The sequence below is a fragment of the Myxacorys sp. genome, assembly GCF_059501405.1.
In genome coordinates this window covers 64,745-83,626 of the sequence record NZ_JCACCM010000187.1, presented here as the reverse complement: position 1 = coordinate 83,626, position 18,882 = coordinate 64,745, and the positions used below count along the sequence as shown (strand labels likewise).

Below are 18,882 nucleotides of genomic sequence, written 5' to 3'. Positions count from 1 at the left end.
ACCTACAACACTGCTTAGCTAAAACACTAACTAAAACAGTCCAACCTTATTGAGCAACACCATAATAAGCACCGGCAGCAACAGCAATCAGAGTGAGGACTCCGATCGAAGTGCTAACGATAAAAAGCAATGAGGGCTTTTGAGGAAGTGGAGTTTCGCTGTCGTGCTGGACTCCAGGAGTTTTAACTTGATCTGAATCTGTTTTCATTGTATTGACCACTTTGTACTGTACTAACCACTTACTACTGAGCTACTGAGCAGCTTTTCCGCCGTTGGTCGGAAGGCTGTCAGTGAGAAAGCTTCTTCAAAATCAACGTCGTTACTCTTAACTCTTAGTTTGTCGTTCTTTTAGTTTGAGTAAGTTCACGATTTTGTACTGTCGTATATCACAGTAATCAAACGCTGCCCTTGACTCTTCCTTCGTAGGTAATAAGAAGCCAGTGAACGTTTGAAAGACTTTTCGGATTAAGCTTCTCTCTCTAGATACGGAGGAAATTTTCTAATAAAGCAAAATACCTGAACTGCAATTAGCGCAAAGCGCAACTTTAGAGGAAACGACTTTGCAGGCTCCGAAGAACCGCGTCATTCTTCCAAATTGCACTGTCGAGTTGCACTGTGCGCTGATCGCACTGGCCCACTAAATTTTTTCTGACATCACTGTTTTGTAGAAGGCGCAGGAGACGCAGGAGGGGGCGCACTCGAAGCTGGAGCCGTTGACGCTGCTGGAGAAGCACCAGGAGAAGGAGAAGCACTCGGAGACGGCGTTTGCTCTCCAGATTGAATAACGAGAGGGACTCCATATCCGCCGCCTGTGCCTTCCGTCACGAGTTGCCTGGGATTTGTGGTTGAGCGAGTTTGAGCATCAGCGAGACTGCGCTGATATTGAGATAGTTTTTGCCTAACAGCCGAGTTTTGATTGGCGATCGGTTTGAGGAGCGCGATCGCTTTTTGCCATTGGCTCACGGCCAGCAGCCAATCGTCTTTAGATTGAGCCGATTCAGCCAAGCTTGAAGCACTCACCGCTTTATCGTCTGCCTGTTCCAGAAGTGCAGCAAGATCTGCCTGAGAGAGCTTCTTTCCAGGTTTGACAGCAACGACTGTCCGAACCGGAGCACCATTACTCGTGAGCGGTGCGATCGTTGGACTCGGAGTTGCGATCGTATAGCCCTTCTTCTCAAACGGGAGCGGCTCCACGGGGCGCGGAGTCGGAGGCGACGAGTAAGCGGTCGGCAAGGTCGAACAACTTCCCATCAGCACCATCAGCAGCGCAAGGCTGGAAGGCTTGATCCAGCTGTCTCTTTGAAAGTTGCGCGTTGCGCTAATCGTACGGTTAGGAGCAGACATCGACGATCACACCATTTCACTACTGCTCGTTATTGTGCCTTCATCTTCTGGTTTGATCGCATCTGCTTCCCTTGGTTCTGCATTACCGTTAAAATCTGTAAAGGATGTTGTAGGTGAAATTGCGGAATGCGTGTTGCGATCGTTGGGGCAGGATTGGCAGGGTTAGCGGCGGCGGTAGAACTGGTAGACGCAGGACACGAGGTTGAACTGTTTGAAGCTCGTCCGTTTGTGGGCGGCAAGGTGGGTAGCTGGGTTGATGCCAGTGGCAACCATATTGAAATGGGCTTGCACGTCTTCTTCAACAACTACTACAACTTGTTTGCTCTACTCAAGAAAATTGGCGCATTTGAGAATTTGCTGCCCAAAGAGCATGTGCATACCTTCGTGAATCGAGGCGGCGAGATTAGTACGCTCGATTTTCGGTTTTTGCTCGGTGCGCCGTTTCATGGGCTGAAGGCATTTTTTACCACCGGGCAATTAACGCTACAAGACAAAGTGCAGAATGCGATCGCGCTGGGCACAAGTCCGATTGTTCCAGGTTTGGTGAATGCTGATGTCGCCATGAAAATGATTCGTGACCTCGATGATATTAGCTTTGCCGATTGGTTTCGCCGTCACGGTGGATCGCAGAATAGTCTCAAGCGGATGTGGGATCCGATCGCACTGGCGCTTGGCTTCATTGACACCGAAGAGATTTCGGCGCGATGTATGTTGACGATCTTTATGATGTTCGCCTCCAAAACAGAAGCATCGCGGCTGAATCTGCTGGCTGGATCACCTGCGGAATACCTGATTAAACCGATTATTCAATACATTGAGTCAAAAGGGGCAACGGTTCACACCCGTCGTCAAACGCGCAAAATTTTATTTGAGGGCGAAGGCGAGCGCACAAAAGTAACTGGATTAGCCATTGCCAACGGCGACTCAGAAGAGATTGTGACTGCCGACGTTTATCTGGCCGCCTGCGATGTTCCTGGCATCCAGCGCCTTTTGCCCAAAGAATGGCGCACCATCAAATCCTTCGACAACATCTACAAACTCGAAGCGGTTCCGGTGGCTACGGTTCAAATGCGATTTGATGGTTGGGTGACAGAATTGAGCGATTCGGAAGCACGTAAACAAGTTGACCATGCAGCGGGCATTGATAACTTGCTCTACAGTGCCGATGCCGATTTCTCGTGTTTTGCCGATCTAGCGCTCTCAAGCCCGAAAGACTACTACCGGGAAGGGCAAGGTTCACTCATGCAGGTTGTGCTGACGCCTGGTGATCCGTTTGTGCCCATGAGTAATGAAGCGATCGCGCAACATGCTCTGAAGCAAATTCACGATCTGTTCCCTTCCTCTCGTGAACTAAATATGACTTGGTTTAACGTGGTCAAACTCGCACAATCGCTGTATCGCGAAAATCCTGGCATGGAGCCTTATCGCCCGGCTCAGAAAACGCCTGTCGAAAATTTCTTCTTAGCGGGTAGCTACACCGCGCAGGATTACATTGACAGCATGGAAGGCGCGACGATTTCCGGTAAGCAAGCGGCACAAGCCATTCTTGAACCGACAGGTCATAAAGTCCAAGGTGTAGGATTGTTCAAGTACTAATTGACTTAACTCTCTAATTAACTTAACTCTATGTCTGACTGGTTGGAACACACGGTTCAAGTTGAAGTCGAGGCTGCGATCGATCAAGTTTGGAGTCTCTGGTCAGACTTGGAGCAAATGCCCAAGTGGATGAAATGGATCGATTCAGTAACGGTGTTGCCAGAAGATCCAGAACTGTCGCGCTGGAAACTGGCGACGGGTGGACTTGAATTTAGTTGGAAGTCCCGTATTACCAAGAAGATTCCGAATCAGATTATTCAGTGGGAATCGGTCGATGGATTGCCCAATCGAGGGGCAATTCGGTTCTACGATCGCGGCGATCGCGGCAGCGTTGTCAAAATGAGCATTGCCTATGCGATTCCTGGATTTCTCGGTCAGTTGATGGATAACCTTTTTCTCGGTCGCGCGGTCGAGGCAACGCTAAAGTCAGACTTAGAGCGCTTTAGAGCCTACGCGCTAAAAGCTCAAAACACGGAGATCTAGGCTCGACCGAAAGCCTAAGAAGATTGACACTGGCGGTCTATTTTCTAGAGCTTATTTTCACCAAATTCTGTAGTTCAAGGCTGCATATTGCCCTGAACTTAATGGGATTTTGATGTGCGGCTCCAATTGGAAACAGAGCTTATTTGCTTGCTGTAGAACTCGTTTGAGTCTGAGCCACCTGAAGCGATTTTGCTAATTCTGCCACGGCTGTCTCTAACGCGAGTCCCGCATCCATCGCGACCCAACCTTCCGTTGTTTCCTGTCGAAACTCAAAGTGGAGGTGCGGTCCGGTAGAATTTCCTGTACTTCCCACTCGCCCGATCGCATTTCCCTGCTTAATCACCTCGCCTGGTTTCACAAACACTTCAGACAGGTGAGCATACAGAGTCTGCTGGCTGCCCTGACCATGCTCTAACGCCACTGCCAATCCATATCCGCCAAAAAAGTCCGCCATAATCACGCGACCCGTTAAAGCGGCTAAGACAGGCGTTCCCATTGGCGCACCGAGATCCGTTCCAGAATGGAAGCGGCTATTTCCGGTGATGGGGTGAATGCGCCAACCAAATAGAGACGTGATTGAAGCGGGAAGCGACAACGGAAATAGCAGCTTAATATCGCCATTGCCGACTTGCCCGATCGGTCTAACCGTGCGATTGTAATAGGCTTTTACCGTACTGTAGGCTTGTCCTACTGACGGAGTGTAGGGCGCTTCAATCTGTGCTGATTCTCCAGAACTCCAGCCGATTCCACTAGAGGATAGATGAATGGGTCCCACTTGAACTGGGGCCACACTCACCGCGTCTCTCGATGACCAGGTGGGAGCGCTGTATTCTGGAGCAGATTGCGATCGCCGGGAAATGCCTTCAGAATTCCGTTCTGCACTGATTGCAGGTGTTTCGTAGCGTTCCGTTGCACCTAAGCTGTAATCGGTGCGATCGATGAATGAACCTGCATCTCCACTGCCAGTCTCACTAGGAGCAACAGATGGCTCTGGTAGTGCCTCAGCGGGGGCAGAAGGGGCAGGAGCCGTTGGTACAGCAAGGTCAGGCTGCACAGCGGGAAGAGTATCGATCGCCTCTTGTGCCAAGCCACTGCTTGTACTCAATACAACTATCCCAACGATCCATCCTAAACCCTGTAGCCCCAGTAAACGTCGAGCCAGAAATGTCTGAGCGGCAGTGCGAAGAGTCATGTCATCAAGTCCTTTAACGTAAAGAAGCAAATACTTACAAGCGTTCTATTTCCAATTGCGACTCTACATATGCACCTAAGAATAAACGTCTGGGAAACAAAAAATGGATCAACGCAAGTCATAAAAGCTTCACATGGTCTATTTTGCCTCATCCATTCAAAATCCATTCAAAAAAATGGCTTCACTCAGCAGAACGGTTTTCTAGTTGCTCAAAAATCAGTCATGTTGAGGCTCTAAACGGAGCACAGGTTAGCCAATACCATTTATCCAGAGGGACACGATTGATAAGGGACACGATTGATGCGATCGCGGATGCCCAATAAGCTTTCACCCTTATTATTGAGCCAGATTGCTAACCGCTCGCCGCAATTGAGCTAGAGAGCGGTTGTAGCCAATGATGGCGCTGACCCGGTTACCACGGGCGCGAGTCAAATCCGTTTCAGCGTTAATTCGCTCAGTCTGCGTTCCGACGCCCGCCTGCAGTCTTAGAACCGCCAATCGTAACGCTTCTAGCGCCTGTGTCACGGCTTGCTCTGTGGTTGCAATGTTAACGAGGTTCGCTTGGAGATTCGCATAGGATTGCTCAACTTGAAACCGAATCGTATTGCGGTTTTGAGCAAACCGGCTTTCAGCAATTTCTTTATCTTTCTCTCGTTGTCTCGCTCTTGCGATCGTCGCTCCCCCATCAAACAGGTTCCACCGCGCTTGCAGCGCAAAGGCGTAGTTATCGCCTGTTGATGCATCGCTGCCAAAGCCTTGAGAAAAGCCGTAATCAGCACTTGCGCTGAGGGTTGGACCATTAGCCGATAAAACCGCGCGGCGCTGTTGCTCGCTAATGTCTCGTTGCACTAGTTGCTCTTCTAACTCAGAGCGATTTCTGTAGGCTAAGACAATGCTATCCTCGAGCGGTAGTGCCCAACTTCCAGCTACTTCCACCGGATCAGCCGCTGTCACATTGGCATATTCAGGTAAACTCAATCGCTGTGATAGCTGACGCCGCCGAATCACCTGGGCGGCTTGCGCATTGGTGAGTTGCTGTTGAGCATTGGCCAGGTTCACTTGGGCACGCAAAACATCAAATCGAGTTCCCAGTCCAGCCCTTTCTTGGGCAAGCGCGTCATTCACGTTTGCTTGGGCATTGGCAACGGCGGCTTGATTGATTCGCACCTGCTCATCGGCATCTTGCAAATCGTAGTAGTCGCCGGATACATCGAGCCGGAGTTGTTCGCGAGTGCGTTCCAAGGCTAACTCAGTCGCTCGCACTTGTCGTTCGGCAGCTCGCAAATTCGCGTTGCGTAAGCCAGACGTATACAGGTCATAGCTTAGTTGCAGTGAGCCGCTCAAGGCAGTTCGCACCGAACTGGTACTGCCTAAATTAGAGAAGTCAGTTACGGTAGTTGGCGATGTAACGCCTGTAGAGGTCTGAGGTTGCTGCACCGTGCCGCTCGTATCACCACCATCAACTGTCTGAGCGGCAACTCGACTAGCACTGGTTAGACTACTCGTTGGGCCAGTTGCGCCAGTCGTAGTACCTGTTGTCGTGCCGCCAGTTGTGGTACCTGTATTGTTTGTAGTAGTACCCGTTGTATTTCCGGTTGTATTTCCCGAGGTAGTACCCGTTGTGTTACCTGAGGTAGTACCCGTTGCGTTACCTGTCGTGTTTCCCGTGGTCTGACCTGAGAGAGGCGACGTTTGGGTTTGCGGCGTTGTCACAATACTACCAAGGCCAGTACCACCAACCGTACTACCTGTAGACAGCCCTGTTCCAGAGGAACCCAAAGAACTAAAGGACGACGATGAGCCGCCCACATTGCTACCGGAGCGAGACAGACGTGCCCCGAAACTCAAGGTTGGCAAAAAGGATGAGCGCGCTTCTCGTAAGGTTGCTTGACTGCGTTCTACCTCTAGGCGAGAAATTTCGATATCTCGGTTGTTGCGCTCGGCAAGTTCAATGGCTTGCTGTAAAGAAATTTGCCGAGTGTCACGAAGCTGGACTTCACTGGGTCGGGTGGGAAATGAAAGCGGATTTGCAGATGGATTAAGTTGTTCTGGAACAGGAACAGATTTAGCCGGTGGAGTAGATGGTGCGCTTGAAGGAGCCGAACCAGGTTGAGGAGTGGGCGTTACGGTTGCTGGGCTGGGCGCAGGGCTGGGTTGAGTAGGGGTTGTTGGGCTGGATGGGGGGGTGGAGGTACCAGCGGGTGGAAACGGAGTGGTTTGGGCTGGAGCGGACGTTGCTTGGCTGATGGTTGCTTGGCTAGTTGGAATAGGCTTGGCAGTGTTACCAGGGTTCGCCGCATTTACCCATAGCTGGTTAACAGACTGAGCCGAGGGCAGGGAAGCGCCAAACTCATTCGCGATTTGAGCGATCGCAGATGGCGTTAACGTCGCCGTTGCAGCTGAAGCAAGCGAGATGGGCGGTTCTGGCTCGTCTTGGGCAGCACGACTAGAAGCAGGCTTTGCGTGTGTCATTTCTGTATGACCCAAGACGATCAACGCTCCTACACCAAATGCAAATAAATGAAGACACGTTTTCATACGATTTCGATTAGCCCACAATGAAACGTCTAGGAGAAACTGAGGCTTTAGGATTAGAGATTTAGGATTATAAGTCAAGCACTCACCTCTCACCCCTTAAGTCCAGATTTAATAGGTTCAGATTTTATCTTGAACGTCAGCAACCTTAAGCAGGATACCGTTTGACGCAGAAAATCGCCAAACCTTTTTGTAATTTGCTCAGAACGGATGATTATTCGCCCTTTAAGTACATTGCTTAGCCTAAAAAAGATTCAGTTGTCTAATTAGGCATCTAACTAAGCTGTGTACGGAATTTATTAGTACTGATCGTTAGGAGAACGATCGCGAACCCAAGTAATGCAAGTGCTTCAGGATACAATACATCAAGACCGTTTCCTTTTAGAAGAACGCCGCGTGAGATGGTGACAAAATGGCGCAAGGGATTCGCAAGCGAGAAGATCTGGAAGAATTTTGGCATACTTTCCACAGGCGCGATCGCGCCTGATAGCTGAATCAGGGGCAGATTGATAAAAAATGAAGTCAGAATTGCCTGCTGCTGCGTCCGACACACCGTTGCGAGTAGAAAGCCAATTCCGATACCGACGCAGGCATACAGCCCCGCAAAAAATAGGTATAAAAAGATATTTCCTCTAAAGGGAACTCGGAAGATAAAAGTGGCAACACTCAGCGCTAAGATCACTTCTCCTAGCAACAGAATAAACAATGGAACCACTTTCGCTAAAATAATTTCCCATGCGGCAGCAGGCGTCATCAATAGCTGTTCGAGCGTACCCGTATCTTTTTCTCGCACAACTGCCGCCGTAGACACCAGAGAACTGCCTAAGTTGAGAACCAACCCAATCACTCCCGGCACAATAAACCAGCTAGACACTAATCCAGGATTGTACAGAATCGTCGCTTGCGTTTGAATCGGCGGCACAACGTCTGGCGTGAACTGGCGACTAAATTGATTGATGATCTGGCTCATATATCCGTTGGCGATTCCTGCTGTATTGGCATCAACCGCATCAATCAGTACCTGAACTTCGGCGGGCTGATCGCTCTTCAACAGACGGTTGAAGTTTGGCGGAATGACCAGCCCAGCGGTGATTTGTCCTCGTCGGACTTGTTCGCCTAGAGCCTGTTCGTCGAGAGTGGCTGATTTCACCTCAAAGACCTCGTTTGCAGTTAAGGCAGAAATTAACTCACGGCTCATGGGTGTATTGGAATAGTCGGTAATGCCCAGTTTGAGATGCTGCACATCGGGGTTGAGTGCAAATCCAAAGATCAGCAGTTGAATGGTGGGAGGAAACACCAGGAGGAAGATGAGTTGCTTGTTGCGAAGAATTTGACTAATTTCTTTGACAGACAGCACCCAAAAGCGACTCTCAATTAACCGTCGAAAAAGTTTCATAGGACCGCATGGGACAAGATTGGCAAAAACCGAAAAACCAGTAATAAAAGAACCATTCGCTCTTTAAAAATCGTGATTGTTAAACTCTATCTACTGCTTCCACCTCCGTTTCCTAACCAGATAGCTGCATTCGACGAATAATTTTGCGAGCAATATTAAATAGAAGAAACGCCAGTAAAGCCAACAGCAAAGGAGCCGACCATACGCCTGACCAACCTGTTCCTCGCACAAAGGCATCACGGGTTAATTCGATGTAGTACCGGGCTGGAACTAGGTTTGTGATCAGCGATAGCGGAAACGGAATGTTGCTGAGGGGATAGATAAAACCAGACAATAACAGGGACAACAGAAAGCCTACAGTGGCTACTCCCTGAACGGCAACCGATCGATTACTCGCACGCACGCCGATAAGCAATCCAAACATGATGTTGGCAGCCAAAAACACAACCGAACCAATCAGCAACGGGGTTGGATCTCCAACAAATCCGAGTTGCCAAATCGTACAGCCTAATCCCAGGACAAATAACGTTTGCCCGATCGCAACGATAAAATAGGCAAGTCCTTTTCCAAGCAGTAGCTCAGCTGCGCTGACGCTGGACGCATAGATTTGCAGAATCGTTCCCTGCTCCTTCTCACGAGACATAGCTAACGCCGCTAACAACGATGGGTAAATCGCCAAAATTACCCCAAAAACACCCGGAACAATATAAAGCGACTCTTGACGCCCTGGATTAAACCAAAGCCTAATGCGAGGTAAAATTTTGCTAGACGACTGCAATAGATTTTGATCTTGGATAAAAACATTCGTGAACGCTTGAATACTATTTTTGATCACACGAGCGTTGTTCACATCGGTTCCGTCAATCAAGACTTGAACAACACTAGTTTTTCCAGCTTTAACATCTCGGCTAAACTCTGGGGAGATAATCACAGCCGCTTTTGCTAATCCTCGTTCAATTCCATCCCGAATCGGATCAGTGCCGCTCCATTGAACGGGAAGAAATTGATTCGTGGCGTATAAGCGTTCAACATAACTTTGGCTAAGATTACTGTGATCAAAATCCTGCACAATCAGGGTGATGTTCTTGGCTTCCAACCGAATTGCAAAGCCGAAGATAAATAGCGTCATCACAGGCAGGATGAACGCTAACGCTAACGTTAGGCGATCGCGCCGAAATTGAGCCAGTTCTTTGCTGCATTGAGCTAAAATTCGCTTCATGGCTTGACCTGCGCGCGTTGAACCACACTGATAAAGGCATCTTCAAGAGAGTAAGGGATTGGGCGGATTGAGGAGATCGTCAGGTGAGCCGCTTGGAGGCGCGATCGCACCGCGTCTATTTCTGCTGGATCCTCGATCGCGACATGTAAGCGATCGGCAAAAATTGACACCCGCCACGACTCCATCTGCTGTTTCAGCACATTAGACGCCGCTTGAGTTGGATTTGGTTCATGACGCTCTGAAGCAGTAACAATCACTTCAACGAGTTGTCCTGGCTGTGCGGCTTTGATTTGGCTAGGAGAGCCCTCTAGCACGGTTTCTCCTGCCACCATAAAGCTCATACGATTACACTGCTCGGCTTCTTCGAGGTAGTGGGTAGTCACAAGAATCGCGGTTCCGTTGCGGGCGAAGTCGTTGATGAGCCGCCAAAACTGACGACGCGCCAACGGATCAACGCCCGATGTAGGTTCATCGAGAAACAGAATGTCTGGTTCGTGCATCACAGATGCCCCAAAGGCGACGCGCTGCTTCCAACCGCCGGGAAGTTGTCCAGTCAGCATGTTTTCTTGTCCTTCGAGTCCGCACGTGGCGATCACCCAATCGATTTTTTCGCGGCGGAGTTTACGCGGCACACCATAGACACCGCTATAAAACTCTAGGTTCTGAAGAATGGTGAGGTCATCGTAAAGCGTAAATTTTTGGCTCATATAGCCGATTCTGCGTCTCAGTTCGCTCGTGCGAAGATTGCCACGCTCTCCGCCTAAAGAGATATCGCCAGCGCTAGCAGGAAGTAAACCACACAGCATTTTGATCGTTGTGGTTTTGCCTGCGCCGTTGGCTCCAAGTAACCCAAAAATTTCGCCATAGCGGATCTCAATGTTGACGTTTTTAACTGCCTGAAAGTCGCCAAACCTACGATCGAGCTTATTTGCGTAAATCGCAATTTGATCGTTGGCGCGTCTTTGTCCGCCTCGCGCTCTTGGAAATTCAAAAAATTCAGGAGCAGAACCTTGTTGACGGAGACGAGTCACGAAGACATTTTCTAGCGTCGGCTCGGCGGATTCAAGGGCAGATAGGTCTAAATTGTGTTGGGCAAAAAGCTGTTTGACTTGAGTTTTCCCAGCTTGAGGATCGCTGACGAGAACATCTAAGCGATCGCCAAAGGTTTGAGTATCAATCAGGTGAGCGGATGGGGCACTCGTGAGAATGCGTTCGGCGCTAGCGAGGTCAGAGGTGTGAACTTCTAGACGGTGCAAGCCTAAGTTGCGCTTGAGTTCGGCGGGCGTTCCGATTTCTTGAATTTGACCGTCGTACATGAGGGCGACGCGATCGCAGCGTTCGGCTTCATCGAGATAGGGCGTGGCAACCACGACGGTGACCCCTTCTGATGCAAGCGCAGCGAGAACATCCCAGAATTCCCGGCGAGAAACCGGATCAACTCCGGTCGTGGGTTCGTCGAGCAGCAGCAGTTCGGGTTGAGACACCAAAGCACAGCAAAGCGCCAGCTTTTGCTTCATCCCGCCTGAGAGTTGCCCCGCTAAGCGATCGCTGAACCGATCCAAACTCATTAACTGGAGATACTTACGCCGCCGCTCTTGAAAAATCTGAGCATCGACTTCGCGCAAGCCTGCAACATAGCGCAAATTCTCATCGAGGCTCAAATCTAGGTACAGCGAAAACTGCTGAGTTAGGTAGCCAATTTTTAGCCGTGCATCTCGCGCAGGTTGCCCCAAGACCTGAACCTCTCCCGCCGTCGCTTCTAAAACGCCGCCAAGAATATGAAAGGTCGTCGTTTTTCCAGCACCATCAGGACCAATCAAGCCAAAAATTTCGCCCCGCTGCACTGTAAAGTCGATTCCTCGAACGGCGGCAACCCGTCCGTAGTGTTTGTGGAGATCGTGAACGTGGAGAACATCGTTGGAGGGATGAGGAATGAGGGAGATCTTCGACCCGCTTCGCGAGGAGGGATGAATTGGGTTTTGAGAATGTATTGGATTTTGAGAATGTGTTGTGGCACTCTGACTCATACAGTTGACCTCACAAATGGCTCTACGCTTAATTTTTCATCCCTCATCTCATCCTTCATTCCTCAACTTAATCTCTCCATCCGCAGGCATTCCAGGTTTTGCAAACCCCGATGGATCGTCAATCGAGAGTTTGATTCCAAAGACTTGTTTCACGCGATCGTCACGAAAATAGATATTCTCTGGCGTGAACGACGCTTTGGGATCGATCGCAGCGACTCTAGCACTCAATGGCTGAGTCGGATTGGAATCGAGAAAGACACTAGCTGGCTGCCCCACTCGAATCTTTCCGATGTCTCCTTCTGGAACGAATCCGCGTAAATAAACCGTGTTCAAATCGATGACTGTTAGTAATGTTCGACCTGTTGCGACAACGGCTCCAGGTTCCACAGGTCGGGCCGTTACGACCCCATGAATGGGGCTTTTAATCTCGAATGAGTCTAAGCGTTTCTGATATTGCTGCTGTTTTGCGATCGCAGTTTTAACGTTGGCTTGAGCCGCCGCGAGTTTGGCTTGGGCTTGCTGACGTTGTTGATAAAGTCCTTCTAGCTGAGCATCTCGGATTTGAGGATTGAGCCGCGTGGTTTCAACTTGAGTCAGGCTACCAGAGGCAGCATTCAGCTGATCACGGGCAGCTCTAGCGGCATCTTGACGAGCTTGTAGGGTGGCTTGAGCCGTTCCAACTGAGGCTTGAGCGACTTCAAAATTGGTTTGCGACTGCTCAAACTGCTGGCGATCGATTGCGCCTTGAGCGACGAGTTGAGCATAGCGATCGCGGTCTTTCTGAGCAAATTTCAGTCGCGACTCGGCTTCTTTTACCTGCGCTTGTGCCTGTTTCACCTGCGCCTCTGCCTGCGACAGTTGCGCCCGCGCAGACGACACGGTAGAAGACGCTTGCTCAATCCGACCCCGTGCATCTCCTCTAGACTGCACTAGATTGAGTTGCGCTTCCTGAATCCGACTATCGACGACAGCAATGTCGAGTTTGGCTTGCTGTTCTGCCTGCCTTGCCGCTGCGACCTCTGACGTTGCCGCTAGCAGTTGAGCATTGACTTCTTCATCGGTGAGTTGCGCCACAACTTGCCCTGTCTGTACTTCATCTCCTTCCCGAAAATTCATTGAGGTGATGCGTCCAGCCGTTTTCGCGCCAATATCGGTTTCATTGGCTTCGATGCGTCCACTCAACTTGAGACTTGTGGCAGCCGGACGCGGAATCAGCAACCAAATGCCATAACCGAGTGCCGCGATCGCTAGCACAACTGGAATGAGTAGTCTAGGATTTGGCTTGCGTCTCGCAGATTTCTGCGGTTCAGCCGCTTGAGGGCTGTCAGCAGGTTGAGGAAGAGTCTGAGTCATAATTAGTACACCTTGCGATCGCGGCAAATCGTGATCGTTTCTGATGATTTATACCAATCATACTAGACCGTCTAGTATGATTAGACAAGTCTGATTTGAAAAAATTAATCTCGATTCGGGTTCCTCACTATGACTAAATCAGCGACTAAATCAGATCCGCCCCTCACCCAAAAGCAAGAACAGATTCTTCAAGGAGCAACGCGGATTTTCTTGACCTTTGGGTATGCCGGAACCAGTATGGATCGGGTGGCAGCCGAAGCAGGCGTTTCTAAGCAGACTATTTACAGCCACTTTGGCGATAAGGAAAAGTTGTTCATCGCGCTGATTGAACGCATCACAATTGGGCGATTTCGGGATCTGATCGGGTCTGAGTCTCACGCAAAAGCGCCTGAAACGTTGCTACGAGAACTTGCAACGACGTATTTAACGAAGGTTGCAGGCAACCCAGAATACATTTCTCTAATGCGGATAACGATTGCTGAATCAGAGCGATTTCCAGATCTTGCAAAGTTGTTTTCTCAAACTGTGATTCTGCGTGGAAAATTCCTGCTAATTGAGTATCTCAAGGCTCACCCAGAGCTGAATATTTCTGATGCAGAAGCGATCGCTCACATTTTCTTTGGCTCCCTCGTCTCTTATGTGATGTTTCAAAACATTATGCACGGTCGAGAATTGATGCCGTTGGAGAGCGATCGCTTGATTAACACGCTGATCGATTTGATTTTAGGACGCTCTAACTGAAGGACGAACGCTTTGATCCTTGCTGACGGTTCCGTACAAGCTACTGCCCTTGTAGCCTTGCAGCCGCATTCTCGGCGCGTTGGCGTTCATCACTCAGTTTCTGCTCTCCGTACAGTCTTGCGGCTTGCTGATAGTCCTGAAGCGCTGCGTTATTGTCTCCAGATGCAAGGTAGGCGTTAGCACGATTGAAATAGGCATCAGCAAACGCAGAGTCGATGCGAATCGCTTGATCGTAGTCTGCGATCGCCCGCTGTCGATCGCCTGCTTTTGCATACTCAATGCCTCGGTTGTAGTAAAAGTTAGGATTATTGGGATTGAGCGTGATCGCTTGGGTGTAGCTGTCGATCGCACCTTGGCGATCGCTTCCCTGGCTTTTGCGATAGGCATCTTGAAAAAATTCTTCGGCGTTAGAGAAGTTATTGGCGGAGCGGGGAAGCAGCGGCAGAAACACAGCAAATAGAACGGCTCCGAGCAATGCTAGAACGGCGAGTCCTGCAAGTGCAATCAACCAACCATCCGAAGAAAAGTCGCGCGGTAAATTTCGCTCTTGGAGAAACTGGTTCATCCGCTCTAAACGAGTGGAAGGGCGATTGTCGAGTTCTGTTGGGGCAACTGGAGGGTCAGGAGCGTTAAGAGACGTTTCGGGTGGGGGAGCTACAGTTTGTTGACCTGGATCAGCCACTCCTGCTGCTGCCATGCCTGCCACAGGGTAAGGAGCGAGAGTAGGAGTATCCCTTCTTGCATTAGAGTCTGGTTGTAGATCGTATCGAGAACCAGAGTCTGGGCTTAGATCGTAGACTTCTTGCAATCGCATCAACTCGGTTTGAGTGTTGTCGCTAATTTGTCCACCTTGGGCAATGTTGGTGCGGAGGTCTTCTAGCTGCTTGCGCTTGTTCTGTTGGATCTCGAACGGCTGAACGACTTCTGCTTTGATTTGATTCGCGATCGCATCTGGAACACCGTGCTTAATTTGTAGTGCATCCAAAATTTTATTTCCGACCGGAGAAATCTCTCCTTGACTTGCCAAACTCAGCGCTTCTTTGCGGAAGTCGAGATATGGAGCCTGAGCGATCGTAATTTCGTAGCCATGACCCATTGTGTAGAGTCTGGGTTTAGCAGCAGGAAGCTTTGTAGCAATGCGATCGCAAATATAGTCATGCAACTCGATGATCGAAATTTGTCCGTCAAGAGTTCGATGCCCGATTCCGTCTGCCATCCCCGTCGATAGACCCTCGATCAGAGATTGAGTGTAGGTAGAGAGGGCAGATTTTTCTTGAGGCGAGTAGTCGAGTGACCACGGCGACGTAAGCAGGACGCGGCGTTTACCGCTAAGCTGCTGTCCGATCTTGTCAATATCGCTGTCTGCAACCATACCTTGAGCATAGGCACCACTAAAACAGCCATCGAGAATGAGAATTTGCTGCTGTGATCGACAGTTCTCTAAGCTCTCTTGCACCTCTGCCATCGAAAGCGCGGTCTCGTTTAGCTTATCGCGTCGGGTCGCGCGGCTTGCTAAAAATAATTGCCCATAGTCATCGACAATGCCATATCCAGAGAAGTAAACCAGAACAACTTCATTGGATGAGCAGTTGGTCAGCATTTTCAGGGCGGAGCGCAACTGTTGCAAATCTGGATCGAGCAGCGACGCCACTTCTAATGCACGAACCGCGCCGATGTGTGGATGTTGCAGAACGTCTTGCAGTTTTTTTACGTCTTCTGTCGCGGCAGGCAACGCGCTAAAACTTTTGTCTTCGTACTGACCAACCCCAATAAGCAGTGCTGCTGTCATGCAAGCCCCCGATCGATGTGCTAATCGTCAAACTATCAAGCAATCCCTTGGTAAAGAAGATTATCAGAATTTCTTCTGAAAAGGGGTGTATCAGCACGAGAAGTAGCCAGAAATAGCGCGAATACAGAAATAGCGCATCCAGATCTGCGATTTCTCGAAGCAGATCTTTGCACAAGATTTTTGCGATTTTTTGCACAGTGGAGGATGCAATTTAGGATGTCCCACTACGCCGATCGAGAATGATGAAGAACTATCGCTTAATCATACTCATAACGACTATGATTAAGGAATTACAGTTTAAATTTGTCGTTTTAATTCTGGATGTCCTATGGCTCACCTCACTGAACGACGCCCTGAAAACGCAGACGGTGATCTTTACGTCGATCGCTCCTGCATCGATTGCGATACCTGTCGTTGGATGGCTCCAGCCATTTTTTCTCGCGATCGCGCTCAATCGATCGTCTATCATCAGCCTCAAACCGAATCCGAACGCCTAAGCGCAATGCAGGCGCTTTTGGCATGTCCTACCGCATCGATTGGAACCGTTGACAAACCGACAGATATTAAAATCGCTCAAGCGAGTTTTCCGATTCTAGTAGCAGAGAATGTTTATCACTGTGGCTATCACGCTGAGAATTCCTTCGGGGCAGCAAGCTACCTGATCCAGCGATCGGAAGGAAACATTTTGGTCGATTCCCCTCGATTTACACCGCCGCTTGTGAAGCGAATCGAAGCGATGGGAGGCGTGCGCTATTTGTATCTAACCCATCGTGATGATGTTGCCGATCACCAGAAATTTCATGATCATTTTGGCTGCGATCGTATCCTCCACACCGACGAAATTACTCGCGGCACGGAGAGCGTTGAACTCAGATTGACTGGGCTCGAGCCAATCCAACTCGATCCAGAATTGCTGATCATTCCTGTTCCTGGACATACCAAAGGACATACGGTTCTGCTTTACCAAAATCGATTCTTGTTCACGGGCGATCATCTCGCGTGGTCTGCCAAGCAAAATCACTTGGTTGGGTTCCGAGAAGCGTGTTGGTATTCGTGGGATGAGTTGAAGAAATCGATGGAAAAACTGAGCCACTATTCGTTCGAGTGGGTGCTTCCCGGTCACGGACGACGCTTTCATGCAGACGAGAAAACGATGCACCAAGAAATGCTGAAGTGTTTATCTTGGATGGGACTAGATGCGCGTACGGGAGAGTGGGATTAAAGAGTGTTGGCAGCAGATTTGGTAGTGGAGGTAGCGGATGAGCAGATGGCAGCAATAATGTCATCTGCGACTGCTAAAAAATCTGTTGTCAACTGGCGATCGCGGGGCGTTTACGATGAGTCCCGCGGTTCCTTCGGAGTTGCGCTCTGCGCTAATTGCATAGAGCATTACGAAAGCCGTCAGTTTCCTTTCTAAACACAATTGATACTATGCTTAGAAATCGACTATCTCGGCTGTAATAGCAAGACACACGGCAATGGCACAGCGTAAACGCTCACTTCCTCTGTTTAGACATTGGCGCATCGGATTTCTCACAACGTTGTTTGCCTTGTCAGTAATCCTGACGAACTGCACTCAAAACCAAAACGCCTCGAATCCTTCTACAAGTGGAGCTGCTGGCTCATCTGGTGTTTTGGTGTATGGTTCGGGTGGGCAGCCTGTGAATTTGGAAGCGGGCAATGTCACCGATGGAAATTCGCTGATTGTTCACAACCAGATCTACAACCGTTTGCTGGAGTTTAAACCTGGAACAACAGAGATACAGCCGAGCTTAGCCACCGCTTGGAATGCTTCTTCAGACGGTAAGACCTATACATTTAAGCTGCGTCAAGGCGTAAAATTCCACGACGGAACTGACTTCAACGCAGAAGCCGTGAAATTTAACTTCGATCGCTGGTGGGACAAAAATAACCCCAATAGTTTTCGCAATGCTGGAAAGACTTACGAGATTTGGGGTCAAATTTTTGGCGGATATAAAGGTGAACCAAATTCGTTAATTCAAGATATTAAAGCTGTTGATTCGTCTACGGTTCAGTTTGTCTTGAAGCAACCGTTTGCTGCCTTTCCATCCACGATCGCATCGGGTTATTTCAGCATCGCTAGCCCGGCGGCAATTCAAAAAGCAGGCGCAAATTATGGCACTCCAGCGGGCGGCGCGGTTGGAACAGGCGCGTTTGTGTTTAAAGAATGGCGAAGCGGCGATCGCATTGTTCTGGAAAAAAATTCTAACTACTGGAAACCAGGGCTGCCAAAATCTAATCAACTCGTCATGCGTTTTGTTACAGATGCCAGCGCTAGACTTGCTCAACTCCGGGCTGGACAGCTTGATTTTACGGTCGATCTTGCTCCTGATCAAAAGGCCGAAATTGAGCGAGATACAGCGGTTTCGGTTGTTACCCGTCCGTCGTTCAATGTTGGTTATTTAGCGCTCAATCCCAGCTACAAACCATTTTCTGATGTGCGAGTGAGACAAGCGATCGCCCATGCGATTAATCAGCAAGCGATCGTTCAAGCGTTTTGGAAAGGAGCAGCCGTCAGTGATGCTCACTTTGTGCCGCCATCGCTGGAGTGGGCGCAGGCTGCAAACTTGCAGAAATACGAGTTTAATGCGCAAAAAGCAAAAGATTTGCTGCGGCAAGCAGGTTATGCCAATGGGTTTGATTTAGACCTGTGGTATATGCCTGTGTCGCGTCCTTATTTTCCAACGCCCAAGCCGATTGCAGAAGCGTTTGCCGCAGATTTGAGCGCGGTTGGAATTCGGGTCAACCTCAAGACAAAAGATTGGGCATCTTATCTGGCCGATCGCATCAAAGCTCCCGGCTATCAATCATTCATGATGGGCTGGATCGGAGACTATGGCGACCCGGATACGTTCTACTATCCTCATTTTGGGCCTGATGCGACGAATGATTTAGGGAAATGGAAAAACGATCAGGTTTTGCAACTGTTAGAACAAGCGAGAACGACGTCAGAGCGACCGGCGAGATCGCAGCTTTATGCCCAAGTGGATGAAATTATTCATCGGGAAGCGGTGAGACTGCCAATCGTTCATGCTGAGCCGTTGTTGGTGCAGCGTAAAACGATTGATGGATGGACGCCTAGTCCATTGGGGACTGAACCGTTTGAAGCGATCGCTAAGAAATAAGGAACGCAGACTTAATAAGTTCCATCATTCCTGTTTCAAATGGAAATGCTCCTGTTTGAAA

14 protein-coding genes are annotated in these 18,882 nt (G+C 49.5%); 5 read left to right on the top strand and 9 right to left on the bottom strand.

Translation table 11 applies throughout. From position 1 onward, the window contains the following. Window positions 1–46: 46 nt before the first annotated feature. Window positions 47–208, bottom strand: a complete 162-nt coding sequence (locus AC5I6P_RS26375; protein ID WP_495696749.1) for a hypothetical protein — start codon at window positions 206–208, stop codon at window positions 47–49. Between the two features lie 446 nt (window positions 209–654). Then, complete coding sequence (locus AC5I6P_RS26370) at window positions 655–1,344, bottom strand: hypothetical protein (RefSeq protein ID WP_495696748.1); 690 nt, start codon at window positions 1,342–1,344, stop codon at window positions 655–657. 126 nt (window positions 1,345–1,470) lie between these two features. On the opposite strand from AC5I6P_RS26370, the gene zds reads away from it, so the two are divergent. After that, window positions 1,471–2,940, top strand: a complete 1,470-nt coding sequence (gene zds, locus AC5I6P_RS26365; RefSeq protein ID WP_495696747.1) for a 9,9'-di-cis-zeta-carotene desaturase — start codon at window positions 1,471–1,473, stop codon at window positions 2,938–2,940. A 30-nt stretch (window positions 2,941–2,970) separates the two neighbouring features. Next, window positions 2,971–3,423, top strand: coding sequence for an SRPBCC family protein (locus AC5I6P_RS26360; RefSeq protein ID WP_495696746.1), 453 nt, complete (start codon window positions 2,971–2,973; stop codon window positions 3,421–3,423). Between the two features lie 139 nt (window positions 3,424–3,562). Here the strand turns inward: AC5I6P_RS26360 and AC5I6P_RS26355 are convergent, their stop codons facing one another. The 6 genes from AC5I6P_RS26355 to AC5I6P_RS26330 all read right to left on the bottom strand — a co-directional run bounded on the left by AC5I6P_RS26355 (window position 3,563) and on the right by AC5I6P_RS26330 (window position 13,145). Further along, window positions 3,563–4,615: a M23 family metallopeptidase gene (locus tag AC5I6P_RS26355; protein ID WP_495696745.1), complete on the bottom strand. Its 1,053-nt coding sequence runs from the start codon at window positions 4,613–4,615 to the stop codon at window positions 3,563–3,565. Window positions 4,616–4,951: 336 nt separating this feature from the next. Then, window positions 4,952–7,153 carry a TolC family protein gene (locus tag AC5I6P_RS26350; RefSeq protein ID WP_495696744.1) on the bottom strand — a complete coding sequence of 734 codons (2,202 nt, stop codon included), beginning with the start codon at window positions 7,151–7,153 and terminating at the stop codon, window positions 4,952–4,954. Window positions 7,154–7,424: 271 nt separating this feature from the next. Further along, entirely contained in the window at window positions 7,425–8,546 is a 1,122-nt protein-coding gene (locus AC5I6P_RS26345; RefSeq protein WP_495696743.1) for an ABC transporter permease, read from the bottom strand. Window positions 8,547–8,658: 112 nt separating this feature from the next. Continuing rightward, entirely contained in the window at window positions 8,659–9,765 is a 1,107-nt protein-coding gene (locus AC5I6P_RS26340; RefSeq protein WP_495696742.1) for an ABC transporter permease, read from the bottom strand. Further along, entirely contained in the window at window positions 9,762–11,792 is a 2,031-nt protein-coding gene (locus tag AC5I6P_RS26335; protein ID WP_495696741.1) for an ATP-binding cassette domain-containing protein, read from the bottom strand. The genes AC5I6P_RS26340 and AC5I6P_RS26335 overlap by 4 nt, the downstream gene beginning before the upstream one ends. 48 nt (window positions 11,793–11,840) lie before the next feature. After that, complete coding sequence (locus tag AC5I6P_RS26330) at window positions 11,841–13,145, bottom strand: HlyD family secretion protein (RefSeq protein WP_495696740.1); 1,305 nt, start codon at window positions 13,143–13,145, stop codon at window positions 11,841–11,843. A 129-nt stretch (window positions 13,146–13,274) separates the two neighbouring features. Between AC5I6P_RS26330 and AC5I6P_RS26325 the strand changes: the two genes are divergently transcribed. Then, window positions 13,275–13,886 carry a TetR/AcrR family transcriptional regulator gene (locus AC5I6P_RS26325; protein WP_495696739.1) on the top strand — a complete coding sequence of 204 codons (612 nt, stop codon included), beginning with the start codon at window positions 13,275–13,277 and terminating at the stop codon, window positions 13,884–13,886. Window positions 13,887–13,926: 40 nt separating this feature from the next. Here the strand turns inward: AC5I6P_RS26325 and AC5I6P_RS26320 are convergent, their stop codons facing one another. Then, window positions 13,927–15,675, bottom strand: a complete 1,749-nt coding sequence (locus AC5I6P_RS26320) for a caspase, EACC1-associated type (RefSeq protein WP_495696738.1) — start codon at window positions 15,673–15,675, stop codon at window positions 13,927–13,929. A gap of 328 nt (window positions 15,676–16,003) precedes the next feature. Between AC5I6P_RS26320 and AC5I6P_RS26315 the strand changes: the two genes are divergently transcribed. Both AC5I6P_RS26315 and AC5I6P_RS26310 read left to right on the top strand, forming a co-directional pair. Then, window positions 16,004–16,897, top strand: a complete 894-nt coding sequence (locus AC5I6P_RS26315; protein WP_495696737.1) for an MBL fold metallo-hydrolase — start codon at window positions 16,004–16,006, stop codon at window positions 16,895–16,897. Window positions 16,898–17,153: 256 nt separating this feature from the next. Continuing rightward, the gene (locus tag AC5I6P_RS26310; protein WP_495696736.1) at window positions 17,154–18,821 is read left to right on the top strand and encodes an ABC transporter substrate-binding protein; all 1,668 of its coding nucleotides are present in this window, start codon (window positions 17,154–17,156) and stop codon (window positions 18,819–18,821) included. The last annotated feature ends 61 nt before the right edge of the window (window positions 18,822–18,882 follow it).

Coding starts and splice junctions, on each gene's coding strand:
- AC5I6P_RS26375 (WP_495696749.1), bottom strand. CDS start 208: ATGAAAACAGATTCAGATCAAGTTAAAACTCCTGGAGTCCAGCACGAC.
- AC5I6P_RS26370 (WP_495696748.1), bottom strand. CDS start 1,344: ATGTCTGCTCCTAACCGTACGATTAGCGCAACGCGCAACTTTCAAAGA.
- zds (WP_495696747.1), top strand. CDS start 1,471: ATGCGTGTTGCGATCGTTGGGGCAGGATTGGCAGGGTTAGCGGCGGCG.
- AC5I6P_RS26360 (WP_495696746.1), top strand. CDS start 2,971: ATGTCTGACTGGTTGGAACACACGGTTCAAGTTGAAGTCGAGGCTGCG.
- AC5I6P_RS26355 (WP_495696745.1), bottom strand. CDS start 4,615: ATGACTCTTCGCACTGCCGCTCAGACATTTCTGGCTCGACGTTTACTG.
- AC5I6P_RS26350 (WP_495696744.1), bottom strand. CDS start 7,153: ATGAAAACGTGTCTTCATTTATTTGCATTTGGTGTAGGAGCGTTGATC.
- AC5I6P_RS26345 (WP_495696743.1), bottom strand. CDS start 8,546: ATGAAACTTTTTCGACGGTTAATTGAGAGTCGCTTTTGGGTGCTGTCT.
- AC5I6P_RS26340 (WP_495696742.1), bottom strand. CDS start 9,765: ATGAAGCGAATTTTAGCTCAATGCAGCAAAGAACTGGCTCAATTTCGG.
- AC5I6P_RS26335 (WP_495696741.1), bottom strand. CDS start 11,792: ATGAGTCAGAGTGCCACAACACATTCTCAAAATCCAATACATTCTCAA.
- AC5I6P_RS26330 (WP_495696740.1), bottom strand. CDS start 13,145: ATGACTCAGACTCTTCCTCAACCTGCTGACAGCCCTCAAGCGGCTGAA.
- AC5I6P_RS26325 (WP_495696739.1), top strand. CDS start 13,275: ATGACTAAATCAGCGACTAAATCAGATCCGCCCCTCACCCAAAAGCAA.
- AC5I6P_RS26320 (WP_495696738.1), bottom strand. CDS start 15,675: ATGACAGCAGCACTGCTTATTGGGGTTGGTCAGTACGAAGACAAAAGT.
- AC5I6P_RS26315 (WP_495696737.1), top strand. CDS start 16,004: ATGGCTCACCTCACTGAACGACGCCCTGAAAACGCAGACGGTGATCTT.
- AC5I6P_RS26310 (WP_495696736.1), top strand. CDS start 17,154: ATGGCACAGCGTAAACGCTCACTTCCTCTGTTTAGACATTGGCGCATC.